15 protein-coding genes and 1 pseudogene are annotated in these 15,197 nt (G+C 58.5%); 8 read left to right on the top strand and 8 right to left on the bottom strand.

What is annotated here, in order from left to right:
* The 6 genes and pseudogenes from R6W86_RS13190 to dapE form a co-directional block, all read left to right on the top strand.
* A pseudogene (locus R6W86_RS13190) lies at positions 1-136 on the top strand (type I methionyl aminopeptidase); the annotation flags it as partial.
* Positions 137-2,782: a [protein-PII] uridylyltransferase gene (locus R6W86_RS13185; RefSeq protein WP_410329830.1), complete on the top strand. Its 2,646-nt coding sequence runs from the start codon at positions 137-139 to the stop codon at positions 2,780-2,782.
* Entirely contained in the window at positions 2,779-3,978 is a 1,200-nt protein-coding gene (gene dapC, locus R6W86_RS13180) for a succinyldiaminopimelate transaminase (RefSeq protein WP_410329829.1), read from the top strand. The genes R6W86_RS13185 and dapC overlap by 4 nt, the downstream gene beginning before the upstream one ends.
* Positions 3,979-4,100: 122 nt before the next feature.
* Complete coding sequence (locus R6W86_RS13175; RefSeq protein WP_410329828.1) at positions 4,101-4,445, top strand: ArsC family reductase; 345 nt, start codon at positions 4,101-4,103, stop codon at positions 4,443-4,445.
* Between the two features lie 150 nt (positions 4,446-4,595).
* A complete protein-coding gene (gene dapD, locus R6W86_RS13170) occupies positions 4,596-5,624 on the top strand; it encodes a 2,3,4,5-tetrahydropyridine-2,6-dicarboxylate N-succinyltransferase (protein WP_410329827.1) in 1,029 nt (342 codons plus the stop codon).
* 204 nt (positions 5,625-5,828) lie between these two features.
* A complete protein-coding gene (gene dapE / locus R6W86_RS13165) occupies positions 5,829-6,959 on the top strand; it encodes a succinyl-diaminopimelate desuccinylase (RefSeq protein WP_410329826.1) in 1,131 nt (376 codons plus the stop codon).
* Positions 6,960-7,087: 128 nt separating this feature from the next.
* Here the strand turns inward: dapE and R6W86_RS13160 are convergent, their stop codons facing one another.
* The gene (locus tag R6W86_RS13160) at positions 7,088-7,306 is read right to left on the bottom strand and encodes a SlyX family protein (RefSeq protein WP_410329825.1); all 219 of its coding nucleotides are present in this window, start codon (positions 7,304-7,306) and stop codon (positions 7,088-7,090) included.
* 161 nt (positions 7,307-7,467) lie between these two features.
* On the opposite strand from R6W86_RS13160, the gene R6W86_RS13155 reads away from it, so the two are divergent.
* Positions 7,468-7,995, top strand: a complete 528-nt coding sequence (locus tag R6W86_RS13155; protein WP_410329824.1) for a cold-shock protein — start codon at positions 7,468-7,470, stop codon at positions 7,993-7,995.
* Positions 7,996-8,043: 48 nt separating this feature from the next.
* On the opposite strand, the gene R6W86_RS13150 is transcribed toward R6W86_RS13155, so the two are convergent.
* The 3 genes from R6W86_RS13150 to R6W86_RS13140 form a co-directional block, all read right to left on the bottom strand.
* A complete protein-coding gene (locus R6W86_RS13150; protein WP_410329823.1) occupies positions 8,044-8,418 on the bottom strand; it encodes a hypothetical protein in 375 nt (124 codons plus the stop codon).
* Positions 8,390-9,811: a hypothetical protein gene (locus R6W86_RS13145; RefSeq protein WP_410329822.1), complete on the bottom strand. Its 1,422-nt coding sequence runs from the start codon at positions 9,809-9,811 to the stop codon at positions 8,390-8,392. Before R6W86_RS13145 ends, R6W86_RS13150 begins: the two co-directional genes overlap by 29 nt.
* A gap of 64 nt (positions 9,812-9,875) precedes the next feature.
* Entirely contained in the window at positions 9,876-10,316 is a 441-nt protein-coding gene (locus tag R6W86_RS13140; protein ID WP_410329821.1) for a VOC family protein, read from the bottom strand.
* A 64-nt stretch (positions 10,317-10,380) separates the two neighbouring features.
* Here R6W86_RS13140 and R6W86_RS13135 point away from each other — a divergent pair, with 64 nt between their 5' ends.
* Positions 10,381-11,277 (top strand): DUF1853 family protein, encoded by an 897-nt coding sequence (locus R6W86_RS13135; protein WP_410329820.1) that lies wholly within the window; start codon positions 10,381-10,383, stop codon positions 11,275-11,277.
* A 7-nt stretch (positions 11,278-11,284) separates the two neighbouring features.
* Here R6W86_RS13135 and R6W86_RS13130 read toward each other — a convergent pair whose 3' ends face one another.
* From R6W86_RS13130 to R6W86_RS13115, 4 genes are all read right to left on the bottom strand, one after another.
* A complete protein-coding gene (locus R6W86_RS13130) occupies positions 11,285-11,863 on the bottom strand; it encodes an AAA family ATPase (RefSeq protein ID WP_410329819.1) in 579 nt (192 codons plus the stop codon).
* Positions 11,847-12,260: a TA system antitoxin ParD family protein gene (locus tag R6W86_RS13125; RefSeq protein WP_410329818.1), complete on the bottom strand. Its 414-nt coding sequence runs from the start codon at positions 12,258-12,260 to the stop codon at positions 11,847-11,849. Before R6W86_RS13125 ends, R6W86_RS13130 begins: the two co-directional genes overlap by 17 nt.
* 158 nt (positions 12,261-12,418) lie before the next feature.
* Positions 12,419-13,501, bottom strand: coding sequence for a hypothetical protein (locus R6W86_RS13120; protein WP_410329817.1), 1,083 nt, complete (start codon positions 13,499-13,501; stop codon positions 12,419-12,421).
* Positions 13,498-15,197: hypothetical protein (locus R6W86_RS13115; RefSeq protein ID WP_410329816.1), on the bottom strand; the 1,700-nt coding region annotated here is incomplete at its 5' end. The genes R6W86_RS13115 and R6W86_RS13120, both read right to left, overlap by 4 nt.

Raw genomic sequence — 15,197 nt, 5'->3', positions numbered from 1 at the left:
CCAGACCAAGCTGCTGCCGGACGGATGGACTGTGGTCACCAAGGATCACAAGCTCTCTGCCCAGTGGGAACACACCATTCTCGTGACCGCCGATGGCCACGAGATTCTGACCAAACGATCGGAAGAGTCCTTCTAAGTGGACCGAAACGACCTGGAATACCGCATCAGCAATGCCCCTTCTCCGGTTTCCGCGGCCAGGGAACTGTTAACGGAAAGGTACACCGCTGATGCCAAGGCGTTTCGCCAGGGCGCGGATGTCCGGGCCCTCGTCCATTCCAGGTCGGACACGATCGATACGGTTCTGAGACTGATCTGGAACCGTTACCCCTTTGCCAGTTCCGAAGATATCGCGCTCGTCGCCGTCGGCGGCTACGGGCGCGGTGAGCTGCACCCCCATTCCGACATCGACCTGCTGATCCTGATCCGGGAAGGGATCCGGGAAGAATGGCAGGACGACCTCGGTGCCTTTGTGACCCTGCTATGGGACCTGAAGCTGGACATCGGCCACAGCGTACGCAGCATCGAAGAGAGCATGTCCGCCGCCCGGGAAGACGTCACCATCCTCACCAACCTGCTGGAAACCCGGACCATCGCAGGTCCCGACAGCCTGCGGCAGTACCTGAGTGAACAGGTCTACTCGGATGATGTCAGCACCGATCGCGACTACTTCCTTGCCAAGCGGGAGGAACAGCAGGAGCGCCACAAGAAATTCGGCGATACCGAATACAATCTTGAGCCTAACGTCAAAGGCTCTCCGGGCGCACTGCGGGACATCCAGACCATCGGCTGGATCACCAAGCGGCACTTCGGCCTGCAGAACATTGCCGACCTGACCCGCTTCAGCATTCTGACCGAAGAGGAACACCGGATCCTGTACCAGGGCGAGACCCTGCTCTGGCGGCTCCGCTATGGCCTGCAGCTGCTGGCCGACCGGAACGAGAACCGGTTGCTGTTCGATCACCAGCGGGGCCTGGCCGAGATGCTCGGTTACCGGGACGAAGGCAAGCGCCTGGGTGTGGAACTGATGATGCAGTCCTATTACCGCACCGTGCTGGCCCTGGCCGAGCTCACCGACGTGATCCTCCAGTACTATGACGAGGCCATTCTCGGCGCCGGTGACCAGGACGACATCCAACCGCTGAACAAGCGCTTCCAGATTCGCAATCGCTATATAGAAGCGGTGAACAATCAGGTTTTTGCCTACGCGCCCTATGCCATCATGGAGATCTTCGTGCTGATGGCCCAGCACCCAGAGATCAAGGGCATTCGCGCGACCACCATCCGCTCCCTGCGGGCGCACCGGCACCTGATTGACGATGCCTTCCGCTCGGACCTGGCGGTGACCACCCTGTTCATGGAGCTGCTGCGCACCCCACACGACCTGGACCAGACCCTGGGCGCCATGAAGAAGTACAACGTGCTGGGGCGTTATCTCCCGGAATTCGGCCAGATCATCGGCCAGATGCAGCACGACCTGTTCCATATTTATACCGTCGATGCCCACACCATGCGCGTCATCCGCAACATGGTGAGTCTGAACCGGGCCGAGAACCGATCAGAATACCCCCTGGCCTCCCGGCTGATCCACCACCTGCCGAAGCTCGAGACCCTGTACATTGCCGGCCTTTACCACGACATCGCCAAGGGCCGCGGCGGTGACCATTCCGAACTGGGCGCAGTGGATGCGGCGGCGTTCTGCGAGCGGCATCATCTGAGCGAGCGAGACACCCAGTTGGTGTCCTGGCTGGTGGAGAACCATCTGCTGATGTCCATGACCGCCCAGCGCAAGGATATCTCCGACCCGCAGATCATCCATGCCTTTGCCAAGGCCGTGCCCAGCCAGGCGCACCTGGACTACCTGTACATAATGACGGTGTGTGACATCAGCGCCACCAACCCGAAACTGTGGAACACCTGGCGGGCTTCCCTGCTCAGGCAGCTTTACATCGAAGCCAAGCGGGCCTTGCGCCGGGGCACGGAAACACCCGTTGACCGGCAGGAATGGGTGCGAGCCACCCAATCCGAAGCCCGGGAGATCCTGCACGCCCAGAACATGACGGACGAACAGATCGACGGTGTATGGGACACGGTGGATGAAGACTACTTCCTTCAGGATTCCACGGTGGATATTGCCTGGCAGACCGCAGCCATCATCCGCCACGGCGATAACCCCGATCCGCTGATCCTGATCCGGGACACCCGGGGCGGGCCCACCGAGGGTTACTCCCAAATCATTATCTATATGAAAGACCGGGTGGCGCTGTTTGCTGCGACGACGGCAGTGCTGGAACAACTGAACCTCAACATCGTGGACGCCCGCATCAGTTCCGGCGAGGGGCCGTTCTCGATCAGTTCCTATGTGGTGCTGGACGAGCAGGGCCAACCCCTCGGCGTGGACCCGGCTCGCAAGGAGCGGGTGCGCAAGCGCCTGATCGAGGAGCTGGACGATCCCGAGGACTATCCGGACATCATCCATCGGCGCACGCCGCGGCAGCTGAAGCACTTCGCCTTCCCCACCGAGGTGACTTTCTCCAATGACACGGTCAACCAGCGCACGGTGATGGAAGTGATCACTCCGGACCGCCCGGGCCTGCTGGCCCGCATTGGCCAGGTGCTGCTGGAGCATCGTGTTCGCCTCACCAACGCCAAGATCGCAACCCTGGGCGAACGGGTTGAGGACGTGTTCTTTGTTACCGACGAGCACGGCGGCCCGCTCAGCGATCCCACGAAATGCCAGGCCCTTCAGGATGCCCTTTGTAAAATGCTGGACGATATTCAATGAACCAGAATCTTGACCGATTACACCCCTATCCTTTTGAGAAGCTGGCCAAGCTGAAGGCCGGCATCAGCGTGCCCGAGCATCTGGCGCCAATTTCCCTGGGGATTGGTGAGCCCAAGCACCCTTCTCCGGAGTTCGTGAAACAGGTGATCGCCGACAACCTGGACAAGCTGGCGAACTACCCCACCACCAAGGGGACGGATGAACTGAGACAGGCCATCGCCGACTGGGCCACCCGGCGCTTCACGCTCTCCGCGGGATCTCTGGATCCGGCGGCCAATGTGGTGCCGGTGAACGGCACCCGTGAAGCGATCTTCGCCCTGGTCCAGGCCGTCATTGATACCCGTAAGCCGGCCAAGGTGGTGAGCCCGAATCCGTTCTACCAGATCTATGAAGGCGCGGCTTTTCTCGCCGGCGCGGATCCGGTGTATCTGCCCTGCGACGGGGAAAACGGGTTTATTCCAGATTTTGACGCGGTACCGGAGAGCATCTGGGAAGATTGCCAACTGCTGTTCCTGTGCTCCCCCGGCAATCCCAGTGGTGCCGTGATTCCCCGGGACACACTGGCCAAGGTAATCGACCTTGCCGACCGGCACGATTTCATCATCGCCTCCGATGAGTGTTACTCGGAACTCTACCCGGATGAAGGCAACCCGCCCGAGGGCCTTCTGCAGACCTGCGCGGCACTGGGCCGGAATGATTTCAAACGCTGCATCGTGTTCCACAGCCTGTCCAAGCGCAGCAACCTGCCAGGCCTGCGCTCCGGTTTCGTGGCCGGGGATGCGGACGTGCTGAAGGGCTACCTGAAATACCGCACCTACCACGGCTGCGCCATGCCCATCCACAACCAGCTGGCCAGCATCGCCGCCTGGAATGATGAAGACCACGTGCGCGAAAACCGGGCCGCCTACCGGGCCAAGTTTGAGGCGGTCGTGCCCATTCTGCGGGAAGTGATGAACGTCGACTTCCCCGACTCCGGCTTCTACCTCTGGCCGGAAACCCCGATGGACGACGAAAGCTTCGCTCGGGAACTCTCCGCCCAGCAGAACGTCCACGTTCTGCCCGGCCGCTACCTCTCGCGCACCGTGGATGGCCACAACCCCGGGGAAAACCGGGTGCGCATGGCACTGGTGGCGCCGCTGGAGGAGTGCGTGGAGGCGGCCCGGCGGATTGTTGAGTTTGTTAAGAGGAATGGCTGAGGCTCGGGGGCAAGGTGAAGTTGGGGTCTGAAGAACGCCTTCTTCTGACCCCATTTTAAGACGTTACCCGGGGTCTGAAGAAAGCCTTCTTCTGACCCCATTTTCAAGTTCAAGGCACTGACATGAAACTCTACGGCATCAAAAACTGCGACACCGTCAAAAAAGCCCGCAAGTGGCTCGACGACCAGGGCATTTCCTACGACTTTCACGATTTCAAGAAAGACGGCCTGAGCAGCGAGAAACTCAGCGAATGGGAACAGGCCATCCGCTGGGAAACCCTGCTCAACCGCCGCGGCACCACCTGGCGCAAACTTCCCGACGAGGTTCGTGATACCATTAGCGCCCAATCCGCCCACGACATTATGCTCGAAAACCCGTTCATTATTAAGCGGCCGGTGGTGGAACGTGACGGCGAGGTTTTTGTCGGTTTCAAGGCTGACGAGTGGACTGAAAAGGGGATTGGCTAATTTTGGTGAAGGTTAAGTTGGGGTCAGATGAAAGCCTTCATCTGACCCCGTTTTCAGGCCCCACCCCGAGTTAAGATTTCAAAAAAGGGGTCAGAAGAAAGCCTTCTTCTGACCCCATGTTCAAAGTTCAAAAACAGGAGCAACCACCAGATGAGTTTTGCATTCGGCATCGGCATCGGCACCCAGAACAACCAGAGCGAGTGGCTGGAGGTTTACTACCAGCAGCCGATCATGACCCCCGACAAGGCGCTGATCGACGTGGTTGAAGGCGCGCTCGATTACCAGGGCGGCAACCAGGCTATCGAGGCCAACGCTGAACAGCTGCTCCAGTTCGCGAACGCCCTGCGCCAGGTTGGCCAGACCGACCAGGCCACCCTGGCCGAGAAAGCAGCCAAGAGTATGCGCCCGGTCGTGGTCACCGTGCTTGCCAACGACGACACCGCCTCCAGCACCCCGGAGGTGTACCTCAAGCTACACATGATCTCCCACCGCCTGGTCAAGCCCCACGGTGTGAAGCTGGACGGCATCTTCGGCCTGCTGCCGAACCTGGCGTGGACCAATGAAGGCGCCATCGACCTGAACGAACTGGCCGACCACCAGCTCCAGGCCCGTATCGAAGGCCGCACCCTGGAAGTGAAGTCCGTCGACAAGTTCCCGCAGATGACTGACTACGTGGTACCGAAGGGCGTCCGGATTGCCGACACCGCCCGCGTCCGTCTCGGCGCCTATGTCGGCGAAGGCACCACCGTGATGCACGAAGGCTTCATCAACTTCAACGCGGGCACCGAAGGCACCTCCATGATTGAAGGCCGGATCTCCGCGGGCGTGATGATCGGCAAGGGCTCCGACCTCGGAGGCGGCTGCTCCACCATGGGCACCCTCTCCGGCGGCGGCAACATCATCATCTCCGTGGGCGAGAACTGCCTGCTCGGCGCCAACGCCGGCATCGGCATCCCCCTGGGCGACCGCTGCACCGTGGAAGCCGGCCTGTACATCACCTCCGGCACCAAAGTCGCCCTGCTGGACGACAACAACGAGCTGGTGGAAGTGGTCAAGGCCCGCGACCTGGCCGGTAAACCGGACCTCCTGTTCCGCCGTAACAGCCAGACCGGCGCGGTCGAGTGCAAGACCAACAAGACCGCGATTGAGCTGAACGAAGAGCTGCACGCGAATAACTGATAAGCCGCACCCGGGGTCTGATCCACCCCAGGGGTCTGATGAACTTCGTTCATCTGACCCCAAGTTAGTTTGAAAACGGGGTCAGAAGAACGAGTTCTTCAGACCCCTGGAGCTAGAGTTAGATTCTGAAAATGGGGTCAGATGAAAGCTTTCATCTGACCCCGACTTCAAACCTGCCCCATATACACCAGACAAGGTCAAGCAATGAGCACATCGCCCACCCTGGAACTCGCCATGGACCTGATTCGCCGGCAATCGGTCACTCCGGATGACGCTGGCTGCCAGGAGCTGATGATGTCCCGTCTGGCGCCGCTGGAATTCGATGGTGAGAACCTGCGTTTCGGCGATACCGACAACCTTTGGGCTCGTAAGGGCTCCGAGGGCCCGGTACTGGCCTTTGCGGGTCACACTGATGTGGTTCCGACCGGCCCGGAGAAGAATTGGGCGCATCCGCCGTTCGATCCGGTGATCAAGGACGGCTATCTCTATGGCCGTGGCGCGGCGGACATGAAAGGCAGCCTGGCGGCCTTCATCACCGCCTGTGAGCGCTTTGTGAAGACGCATCCCGATCACCGTGGCTCCATCGCTCTGCTGATCACCAGCGATGAGGAAGGCCCGGCGAAGAATGGTACCGTCAAAGTTGTGGAAACCCTGGAAGCCCGCAACGAGAAGATCGACTGGTGCCTGATCGGCGAGCCATCCAGTACCCACGAAGTCGGTGATGTGATCAAGAACGGCCGCCGCGGTTCGCTGCACGGCTACCTGACCGTGCACGGCATCCAGGGCCACGTCGCCTACCCGCACCTGGCTGAGAACCCGGTGCATTCCGTCGCACAGGCGCTGGACGCATTGGCCAACGAGTTCTGGGACAATGGCAACGACTTCTTCCCGCCCACCACCTTCCAGATCACCAAGATCGAGGCGGGAACCGGCAGCAACATCATTCCCGGTGAATGCCTGGTGCATTTCAATTTCCGCTATTGCACCGAAAACACGGCGGAAAGCCTGGAAGAACGGGTGGTTGCCATCCTGGATCGGCACAAGCTGAAGTACGACCTGCAATGGCACCTCAGTGGCCGCCCCTTCCTGACTGACAAAGGCGCGCTTGTATCCGCCAGCCGGAACGCCATCCGCACCGTAACCGGTCGCGAAACCGAACTCTCCACTTCCGGCGGCACCTCAGACGGCCGCTTTATCGCCCCCACCGGCGCCCAGGTAGTGGAACTCGGCCCCATCAACGCGACCATTCACAAGGTGGATGAGTGTGTGAAGGCGGAGGATCTGGATACGCTGTCGGAGATTTATGAGCAGATTTTGGTGGAGTTGCTGGCATGAAGGAGGGGTCAGAAGAAAACGTTCTTCTGACCCCGTGTTCCGGGCGGACTTTGGAGTTAACGTACCCCAGGGGTCTGAAGAAAGCCTTCTTCTGGCCCCATTTTCAGGCCTGACCCCGGCTTCGTCGTTCAATAATGCGGAGGCGGCGTCTCCTGGTCCTCCGGCTTGATATTCGAAGGCGACACATCCTTCAGCTGCTTGTGCAGTAACTGCTTCGCCTCCCAGAGCTCCCGGATATCCATTTCCTGCTTGGCCACCTGCTCACTGAGGGTGTTGATCACGTCATCCTGAAAGGCGATCCGCATTTCCAGTTCATCGAGTCGGGCTTCGAGGTCTTTCTGTGTCATCGGTTTGGTCAGCGCTCGGGATTATCTGGTACTATGCCGCTTTTCTCCGCCAGCCTCCCCTTATTTTCAGGATCTGGCGGTTTTCACCGGCCGGATGCGTGAGTTTACCTGATATCCGGTTCTTTATCGTTAGCGTTACAAAAATGGAGAAGTTACCTTCAATGCGTAATCCAGCCAAAGCGATCCTTGTCGCTGTTCTGATCGCGATTCCCGCACCATTGATCCTGGCCTTTATTCTGACCGCCACCCCCGAGCCGCTGCGCCTGATTGCTGCCGGCGAAGTGATTGAAGCTCTCGGAAGCAATCGGGGCATTGCCGCCTACATTATTACCCTGGTTCTGTTTGGCATCGCCGGCTTCCTCGCCGTAGCACTCTCAGCCAAGCAACAGACCGCACAGAGCAATGCCCGCCGCGCGCCTTCCCGCACCCAGCGTAATAATGACGAGGACGAGGGCGATTTCGATGACAGCACCCCGGAAGGTGATGAAGAAGGCACCGTGAAGTGGTTCAACGTCAAGAAAGGGTTCGGCTTTATCGTCCGTGACAGCGGTGACGAAGTGTTCGTGCACTTCCGTGCCATCCGTGGCCGCGGCCGCCGGGTCCTGCGCCAGGGCCAGCTGGTTCGTTTCAACGTAGTTGAAGCTGACAAGGGTCTTCAAGCGGACAACGTCTCAATCCTGAGCGACTGATCCGCCCCCTGAAGACAACGAAAAAGGTAGCCTTCGCGGCTGCCTTTTTCAATTCCAGACCACCTTCTGTTCCCCGCGGCTGTCCAGGCGCCACCATTTTTCATCCTCTACCGGCTCACCTTCCTGCCAGTCACCCGGGCTACAGCGGATCTCGTTTTCCATTGCCCGCCAGGCACTTCGTGCGCAATCCAGATCTGTGCCCCAGGGTAGCTCTTCCCCTTCCAGCACCAGGGATGTGAAGCGCTTGCCAAAGGCTCCCGGGTACAGCGTAATGCGCACTGATGCCCCCTCGTAGGAGGCGGCGCCTTTGATCACCGAGGACACGTCGGTGTCGTCCAGGGCGAGGTTGTCGACGTTGGCCTCAAGCCACTGTGACACCTGGTGCGGTGCCAGGTCACGAATGTAGATTTCCAGATCCTGCACTCGCGGAATCTCCATGCTGTTGGTCACAATGCAGCACATAGTGAACCGGGCCGGGGCCCGCTGCAACCCACTGTTCCAGCTCACGTCGCAAATCCTCGACAGAAAGTCGGCGCAGGGTGCCGGCGGCCTTACGTTCCCTCCAGGAAACTTCCGCGGCAGCCTGCTGGAGCTCTACGTCATCAAGAGACTGCTCAAACTCCTCAACTGGCTCCTGCCGCGCCATGGCAACCAGTCCCTGCCGCCTCAGGGTATCCGCCTGTCCGGCCAGCGCCGCCGCTTCAACCGGCCCTCTTCTCGCAAACAGGTTCAATCGTGCCGCAGCGCGCCCGACCCACTCGAGCATGCCGCCGGGCGTACTAACGCAACGGCTTCGGCTGGATGCAACATAACCTATAACCGATTGTGGTAACTGAATATTCCATTGCCTTTCGATAGCGGACTGGTGGGCGGTAAGGATGGCTTTTCGCTGTGCCTGACTGGCCGGTGGTATATCCAAGGCATCGAGGCGGCGCCCCAGCCGGTGTTGCAGAGCCTGAGCCGCCGACGAATCATCTAGTCCTTGCGGTCCCAGCAGCAACACGGGGCCGGACCAGCTCGCAAGCAGTTCCGATGCCACCGCTCCCGGCGCGTCCATCAACGCCAGAAGATCAGCCGGCGACACGTTATCGAGCACCAGCAATGGCCAGCTTCGGGAACAGTCTGCCTCATCATCCGCTTCGCGCACCGGTATGACGGGAAGATCACTGGCCATCAGTTCCGCTTGCCGGCGGAGATCGATCTCGACGTAGTCCCGCTCGAGCACAGGTAGCAGGTACTGCAGCCAGCTGGACTTGCCTGATCCTCGGGGCCCTCGTACCCAGACGAGAGCCCGGCAACAGGCCGCCACGGTCACCGCAACATCGTCGGCTAACTCAACCCACTCCGGGTCGGTGATGGCAATCGGTGCGCGGGCATCTGCGGTCAAATCCTCCGGGGGCGCTGGCTCATCCAGCTCGGGCCACCTCGGAACCTGCTCCAGAAGGGCCACGTAGGCTTTGCCATCGAGTCGCTCCGCGCACCGTGCCAGGGCATCCAGCAGGTGGGGCCAATCCAGCCAGGGTGTGGTAAAGGCCTCCCGGGCACTTGCCAGCCAGTAGATCAGCTGCGAGGACAGCAGCCCCTCCCCGCCCACTTCGGTCACGATGGGCTGCTCACACTGGATGGTGCGAATCAGTTCGTCCAGATCAACGCCGCATCCACGCAGGTACCGTGTGATCGACGGATCGGTGTCCAGTAGCGCAAGTAGGAAATCTTCAACGGTGATGGCTGCGCCGCCCCGCCCGCTGACGTTGTCCCGGGCCCGCAGCAATGCGATCTGGCACTGGGGATCAAGGCATCCTTGCCAGTCTTCCATTCAACTTCTCCCTGTTGTGTTGGCATCATCCTGATGCTATTCCGTGGTCTGTTCGGGGCAGTTTTTACCAGGTACCCGTGTTCTCCATGCTTGCCCAGGGCTCTTTCGGAGGCAGTGCCTCCCCTTTCTGGAGCAGCTCGATGGAGATGTTATCGGGGGTCCGGATAAACGCCATATAGCCATCCCGGGGCGGACGGTTGATGGTCACGCCGTTGGCCTGGAGCTTCTCGCACAGGGCGTAAATGTCATCCACGCAGTAGGCCAGGTGACCAAAATTGCGGCCCCCGGTGTATTCCTCCGGATCCCAGTTGTAGGTCAGCTCGATCATCGGCGCACGGTCTTCCCGGGCCCGCGCCTCGTCTTCCGGTGCCGCCAGAAACACCAGGGTGAACCGGCCTTTCTCGCTGCTCTTCCGGTTGACCTCGACCATGCCCATCAGGTCGCAGAAGAAATGCAGAGTCTCGTCCAGGTCACTCACCCGGATCATGGTGTGGAGGTATTGCATACGCGCTCCTTGTCCAATAGTGGTCGTCTTACCGCTGGAACACAGTTTACGGTATCCTTGGCCAATGGACGACATCAGCATCGGCGATATCCCATATGCCCTCCGCAGCCCCGCCGTCAGACATCTGGCGTGGCTTTGCCATACGCCTCAACTGCTGAGCTCTCCACTGTCATTTGAGCCCACCCGCTACCTGCCACCCAATCATCTGGAAAAACTCAGGGCATGGGATCGTGACCTGCAGGCTGCGCCGGCGTTGCTCCGGGAACCGCCCCAACGCCGGCTGGGGTTCTATTTCGAGCGCCTGTACCAAGTGCTGTTGGAGGAACTCCTTGGCTGGGAAATCCTCCTGAAAAACCAGCAGATCCAGTCCAACGGCCGCACCATTGGCGAACTGGACTTTGTGGTACACAACCGAATCGATGACCGGATCGAGCATCACGAAATCGCGGTGAAATATTACCTCGGTGTGCCAGGGACCGGTCATCCGACGCTCTGGTACGGTCCCAATGCTCGCGACCGCCTGGACCTCAAAACCAACAATCTGATCCACCATCAGAGCCGGCGGACCCACCAACCGGAAACCCAGGTCCTCCTGGAGCAACTCGACATCAGCGGCCCCCTCGCCGCACGAATTTTCATGCCGGGCTATCTGTTCTACCCCGATGGCGCTTCGATTTCCGCACCCGATTATGTGCCGGAAAATCACCTGCGAGGCAGCTGGCTTTACCTCTCGAAGGCCAGAGCAAGAGACACGTCCCGCTGGGTCCCGCTTCACAAGCCCCACTGGATAGGCCCCTGGCTACAGGAGGAACCGCCCGCTCCGGAGACAACCCGTGAGGCGCTCGAACGCATTGAGCGTCACACCACCCCCGCACTCTTTGCCGTGCTTGAGAACGATGCACACACCGGCATCTGGCGGGAAGCGGGCCGGGTCTTTGTGGTACCCGAAGACTGGCCCTAGTTTGGCCTCAGGCGTCGATCAGGCTCCTCGCCCAAGTTGGCAGTTCCTCCTGATAGACCTGCCATGCACCGTTCTCCCAGGCCGCCACGCGCACAAACGGTTGATCCAGGCTGGAGTTGTCCACCAGGTGCAGTTCATCCGCCAGGCCAATGCACTGGCGAAGGTTGGCCAGGGTTCGGGGGATCCGACGCTCTATCTTGGTTTCGGGTACGTTATGGCCGCCGGTTTGCACTCTTGAAGCAACACGCGCCTTGTTGAGGGTGACCTGGTCCAGATGGAAATAGAACAAACGGATGCGGAAGCCAGCGGCCTTGGCAGCGCCGACAAAATCCACTTTGGACGGGTGGGAAAACACCGTCTCAAAACAGAAGCTCTGGCGCTCTTCCAGCAGCCGCAACCGCTCCTTTTCAGCGATCAATGCCGCTTCGTAGCTGTGCTTCTCCGGATAATCCGGCCATAGGGTACGTGCGATCCTGTCAGCGTTGACGAACGGAATGTTGCGACGGGCCAGAAAGCGCTCGTAGAAAGTCGATTTGCCGGCGCCGTTGCCACCTACCAGCAACCAGAGCTCAGGCTGCGTCGTCACGGTCACTCAGCGCTTCAAAACGTCCATTGCGGAACTGGCCAACTTCCCGGGTACCGTCCGGATGGATGGCTTCGAGATAACCCGGCTTTTCCGGAGAAGACTGGTAGACCGTACGCCCACGGGCAATAGACCGGCCGAGTTCGCCGCGCTCCCGCGCCTGATCCACCTCGGCCCACAGCTCATCACTGCTCACCGGTTCTGCCGTCACCGGCTCAACCGACACCTTCCGGATACCCTGCAGAATGGCAATCAGATCCTCCGCACTCACCTCCCCGGCAACTGCGCGACCAATCTCGGCCCAGTACTCGATCTGCTTAGGCGTGGAACGCCGATGAACCTGCCCTTCCGCAGCGGCATGGCGAACCAGATTGTCATCAAGGCGAATCGCGGTGGTCATGGTGGACTCCTGCACTGTGCATATATTGACCAGACTACCACTCACGTTGCGTTTTGCAACACCCGTTGCATTTTGGATCAGAATAGGGGGCCGATGCTACCCGCGGGGTCTGAAGGAAGCTTTCTTCTGACCCCTTTTTCAAACAGCCCCCACACGTATCAAATCGGCCAAGCCCCCTCCGGCCGCATCTCCCGATATTCCTTTAGCGAGACCTTGCCCAACTGCGGCGTCAGCTTGCAAACCCGGCTCCCCCACGGATAGCTTCGCAACCGGTTCAACAACTCAACACCACCTCCTTGCTTCCACGCTTCAATATCCAGATCCCGCCAGTAACGCGGATTTCGCCCTATTTTTTCATCGTATTCCCGGGTAACCGGATCCAGATGGCGGAACGGTTCCAGGCGAGGCACATCCGGTAGGGGCTGGGTTACGTCCATGTAGCGCTGGAGCATGTCCCAGAGGGCGAGGACTTCGGTTTTAGAAGCTTCAATACCGCTGAGCCAAGTCTGGTTAAAGGTTTTCTGAGTGTATCGGTGTACGAACATTAACCGGTAAAAAATACCTCCTTGTTGAACAACTCGCTCGACATAGGCGTCAAACTCCACAAATGGCGCTTCAAAGAAACGTTTCCGCCCCAGGGCAAAACGGACCTGGCCGGTAACCCGATTGAATTCACTGCAGCCGTCTTCAAGGGACTTATCGAACTTCTCCTCAAGCTGTTTTTCGAAGGGCTTCAGAAAAAAGCCAATTCCGGTACTCATGATCCAGTTTGTCGTCATTGGCGTTGCCCAGATAGCAAAAACAAACCACCCGAATGACAACAGGAGACCCACTACCAGAACAATTGTAGCTCCTGCGGAGGAGAAATTTGGTTGGCTGACAAGCTCCGCTGCGCCCCAAACAATCAATGCAATTCCACCTAGCCACAGGAACAGCACCCACAATAAAGGGATTACCAGAATCAAGGCCTTGAGCCCCAACTTTCCGTTCAAAAACCGAATTCGCTGGTGATCCCACCACCAGTCTTGATCTATAAAATCAGGATCATCTTTCTCATGCCCTTGAACGGCCTCAACATCCTCTATCGTCTGCAAATAGGGAATTACTCCCGCATATTCGCCAAAAGGCTGTAATTCTTCACCAATCCGTTGTCTTTTTACCGGGCTATCGGGCAATGGCTCTGCATTAATCCCTCTATAGGCGGTATTCGCGGGCTTTAACATTCCTTGTCCTTGATTCATGTGGCTACCTCAGTGAAATACCAATACGGCGAATCCGGTTGGCCGTATTGATCAAATATTTTACGGGCTTTGGGAGGCGGGCTACTGTGACGCGACACATCAAACGGTTCGTAATTCTCAAAAACCGGGGCAGGGAAAACCAGCGGCCCAATCTCTGTATCGATCGTGGCCTGGATTCCAACTCTTACTCGAGTTGTAACCGATTCTTCGTAGAATAGGCTCTTGTAATCGCAATCCTGAAACTCGCGCTTGACCAAAAACTGTACAGCGGATTGATCGGGCAGAGACCGTCTTGCCGTAATTTTCTTGAGTGGCGTCGCCTTAAGGAGCCGTAAATTGGTAACTGATTCGAAAACGCCAGTGACAGGAATGTCTGTGCTGGATGAAGAGTAGGCTACCTCTTGTACAACCACGTTTAAGGGGTTAGCGGGAAGGTTTGCACGTGGCTCATGGTTTAGTCTCAGCCGGCCAATAAGTGGAAACCGGACTGTAATCACATAATCATCCCCATCAGGTAAATATTCAGGATGAGAGAGCTCTGGATCCGGAGTGATGTCACGGTATTTCTGGGCTGTTACGTGAATTGGTGAAAGCAATGAAAGTAGTTGACTGTAGAAAGCCTCGCCGCTTTCATCCCCCGCCGCATCGCTTGGATATGTGCCCAAGGGACATCGCTTGAGCAACTTCGTAAACTCATCGTCCGCAACTTGTCCTGCGTATAAATTTCCGCCGACAATCATGCCCATGCCGAGAATCGCCCATCCCCAACCGGGAATGGCCAATAACGTCGCCATAAGAGGAGACGAGACAAAAACCAGACCTCCAACCAAGGCGATCGCGTGTCCTGCAGCGGAATCAAAATCTTTATTGGAGAGACAAATACGCATCTCCCAGCCGCTCAATACAATGCCCACTGCTCCCGCGACGAAACTTGCCAGCCCGACGGTACGAACCAAAGTCTGCGCCCTAACACGCGTAAGTCTGTTACCAATGAAGAACCAATTTTTTACGTCGAATAACGGCCTCGTAGCGATTCGATAAAATCGGGTAGGGCCCTTCAAATCAGCATTCTGAGCTCCCAGCACCTGGCTCATTTTAAGGGATGCTGCAATCAGGTCAGATAATGATCCGGCGAATGGTTTTGCCATCCCGAGCAAAACGTACTCCGGGTTTGAATTCCGGGCCTTCCAAACCATCTGGGCCTCAACAAACAAATTAAACGCCGCCAAAGCCACCAACCCACGAGAAACGACTGGACCATCAACCACTTGCCCCACTCGCTTTGCAAAGTCCACTTTCACCAAACTCAGCTTTTTCGCTTCTTCATGGCCCTCGGCAACATAGAAGACCATAGTACCGGCAGCCACTTTGTTGATCGTGTCCTCAAATTCACTCGCTGCACGCGCGGGGCTCGTTGAAGCCGTCATCTGCCCGGACTCATCAAGCAGGTCTGCATACAGATAATCGTTCTTCCGAGTCAGCATCCCCTCGGTGTGATCAAACTCCGTCGGCCTGCGATTCAGCTCGTTACCCTGCACTCCGTCGATCGTGCCCTCCCTGCGTCTTCGGGCCCTGTCCATCACCCGGATACCGGCGAGATCAGGGTCCGCGAGCACCATATTGGATGCGGCCGCCTGCATCACGCGCTGTAGTTCAATCTGCTCAACGGCACCCTGTTCAATCAGGCGCCTGGACA

Origin of the sequence: Marinobacter sp. (assembly GCF_046484525.1) — a bacterium.
Classification (GTDB): Bacteria; Pseudomonadota; Gammaproteobacteria; order Pseudomonadales; family Oleiphilaceae; genus Marinobacter.
The sequence above is the reverse complement of the archived record's forward strand: the minus strand, read 5'-3'. Positions and strand labels throughout refer to the sequence as shown.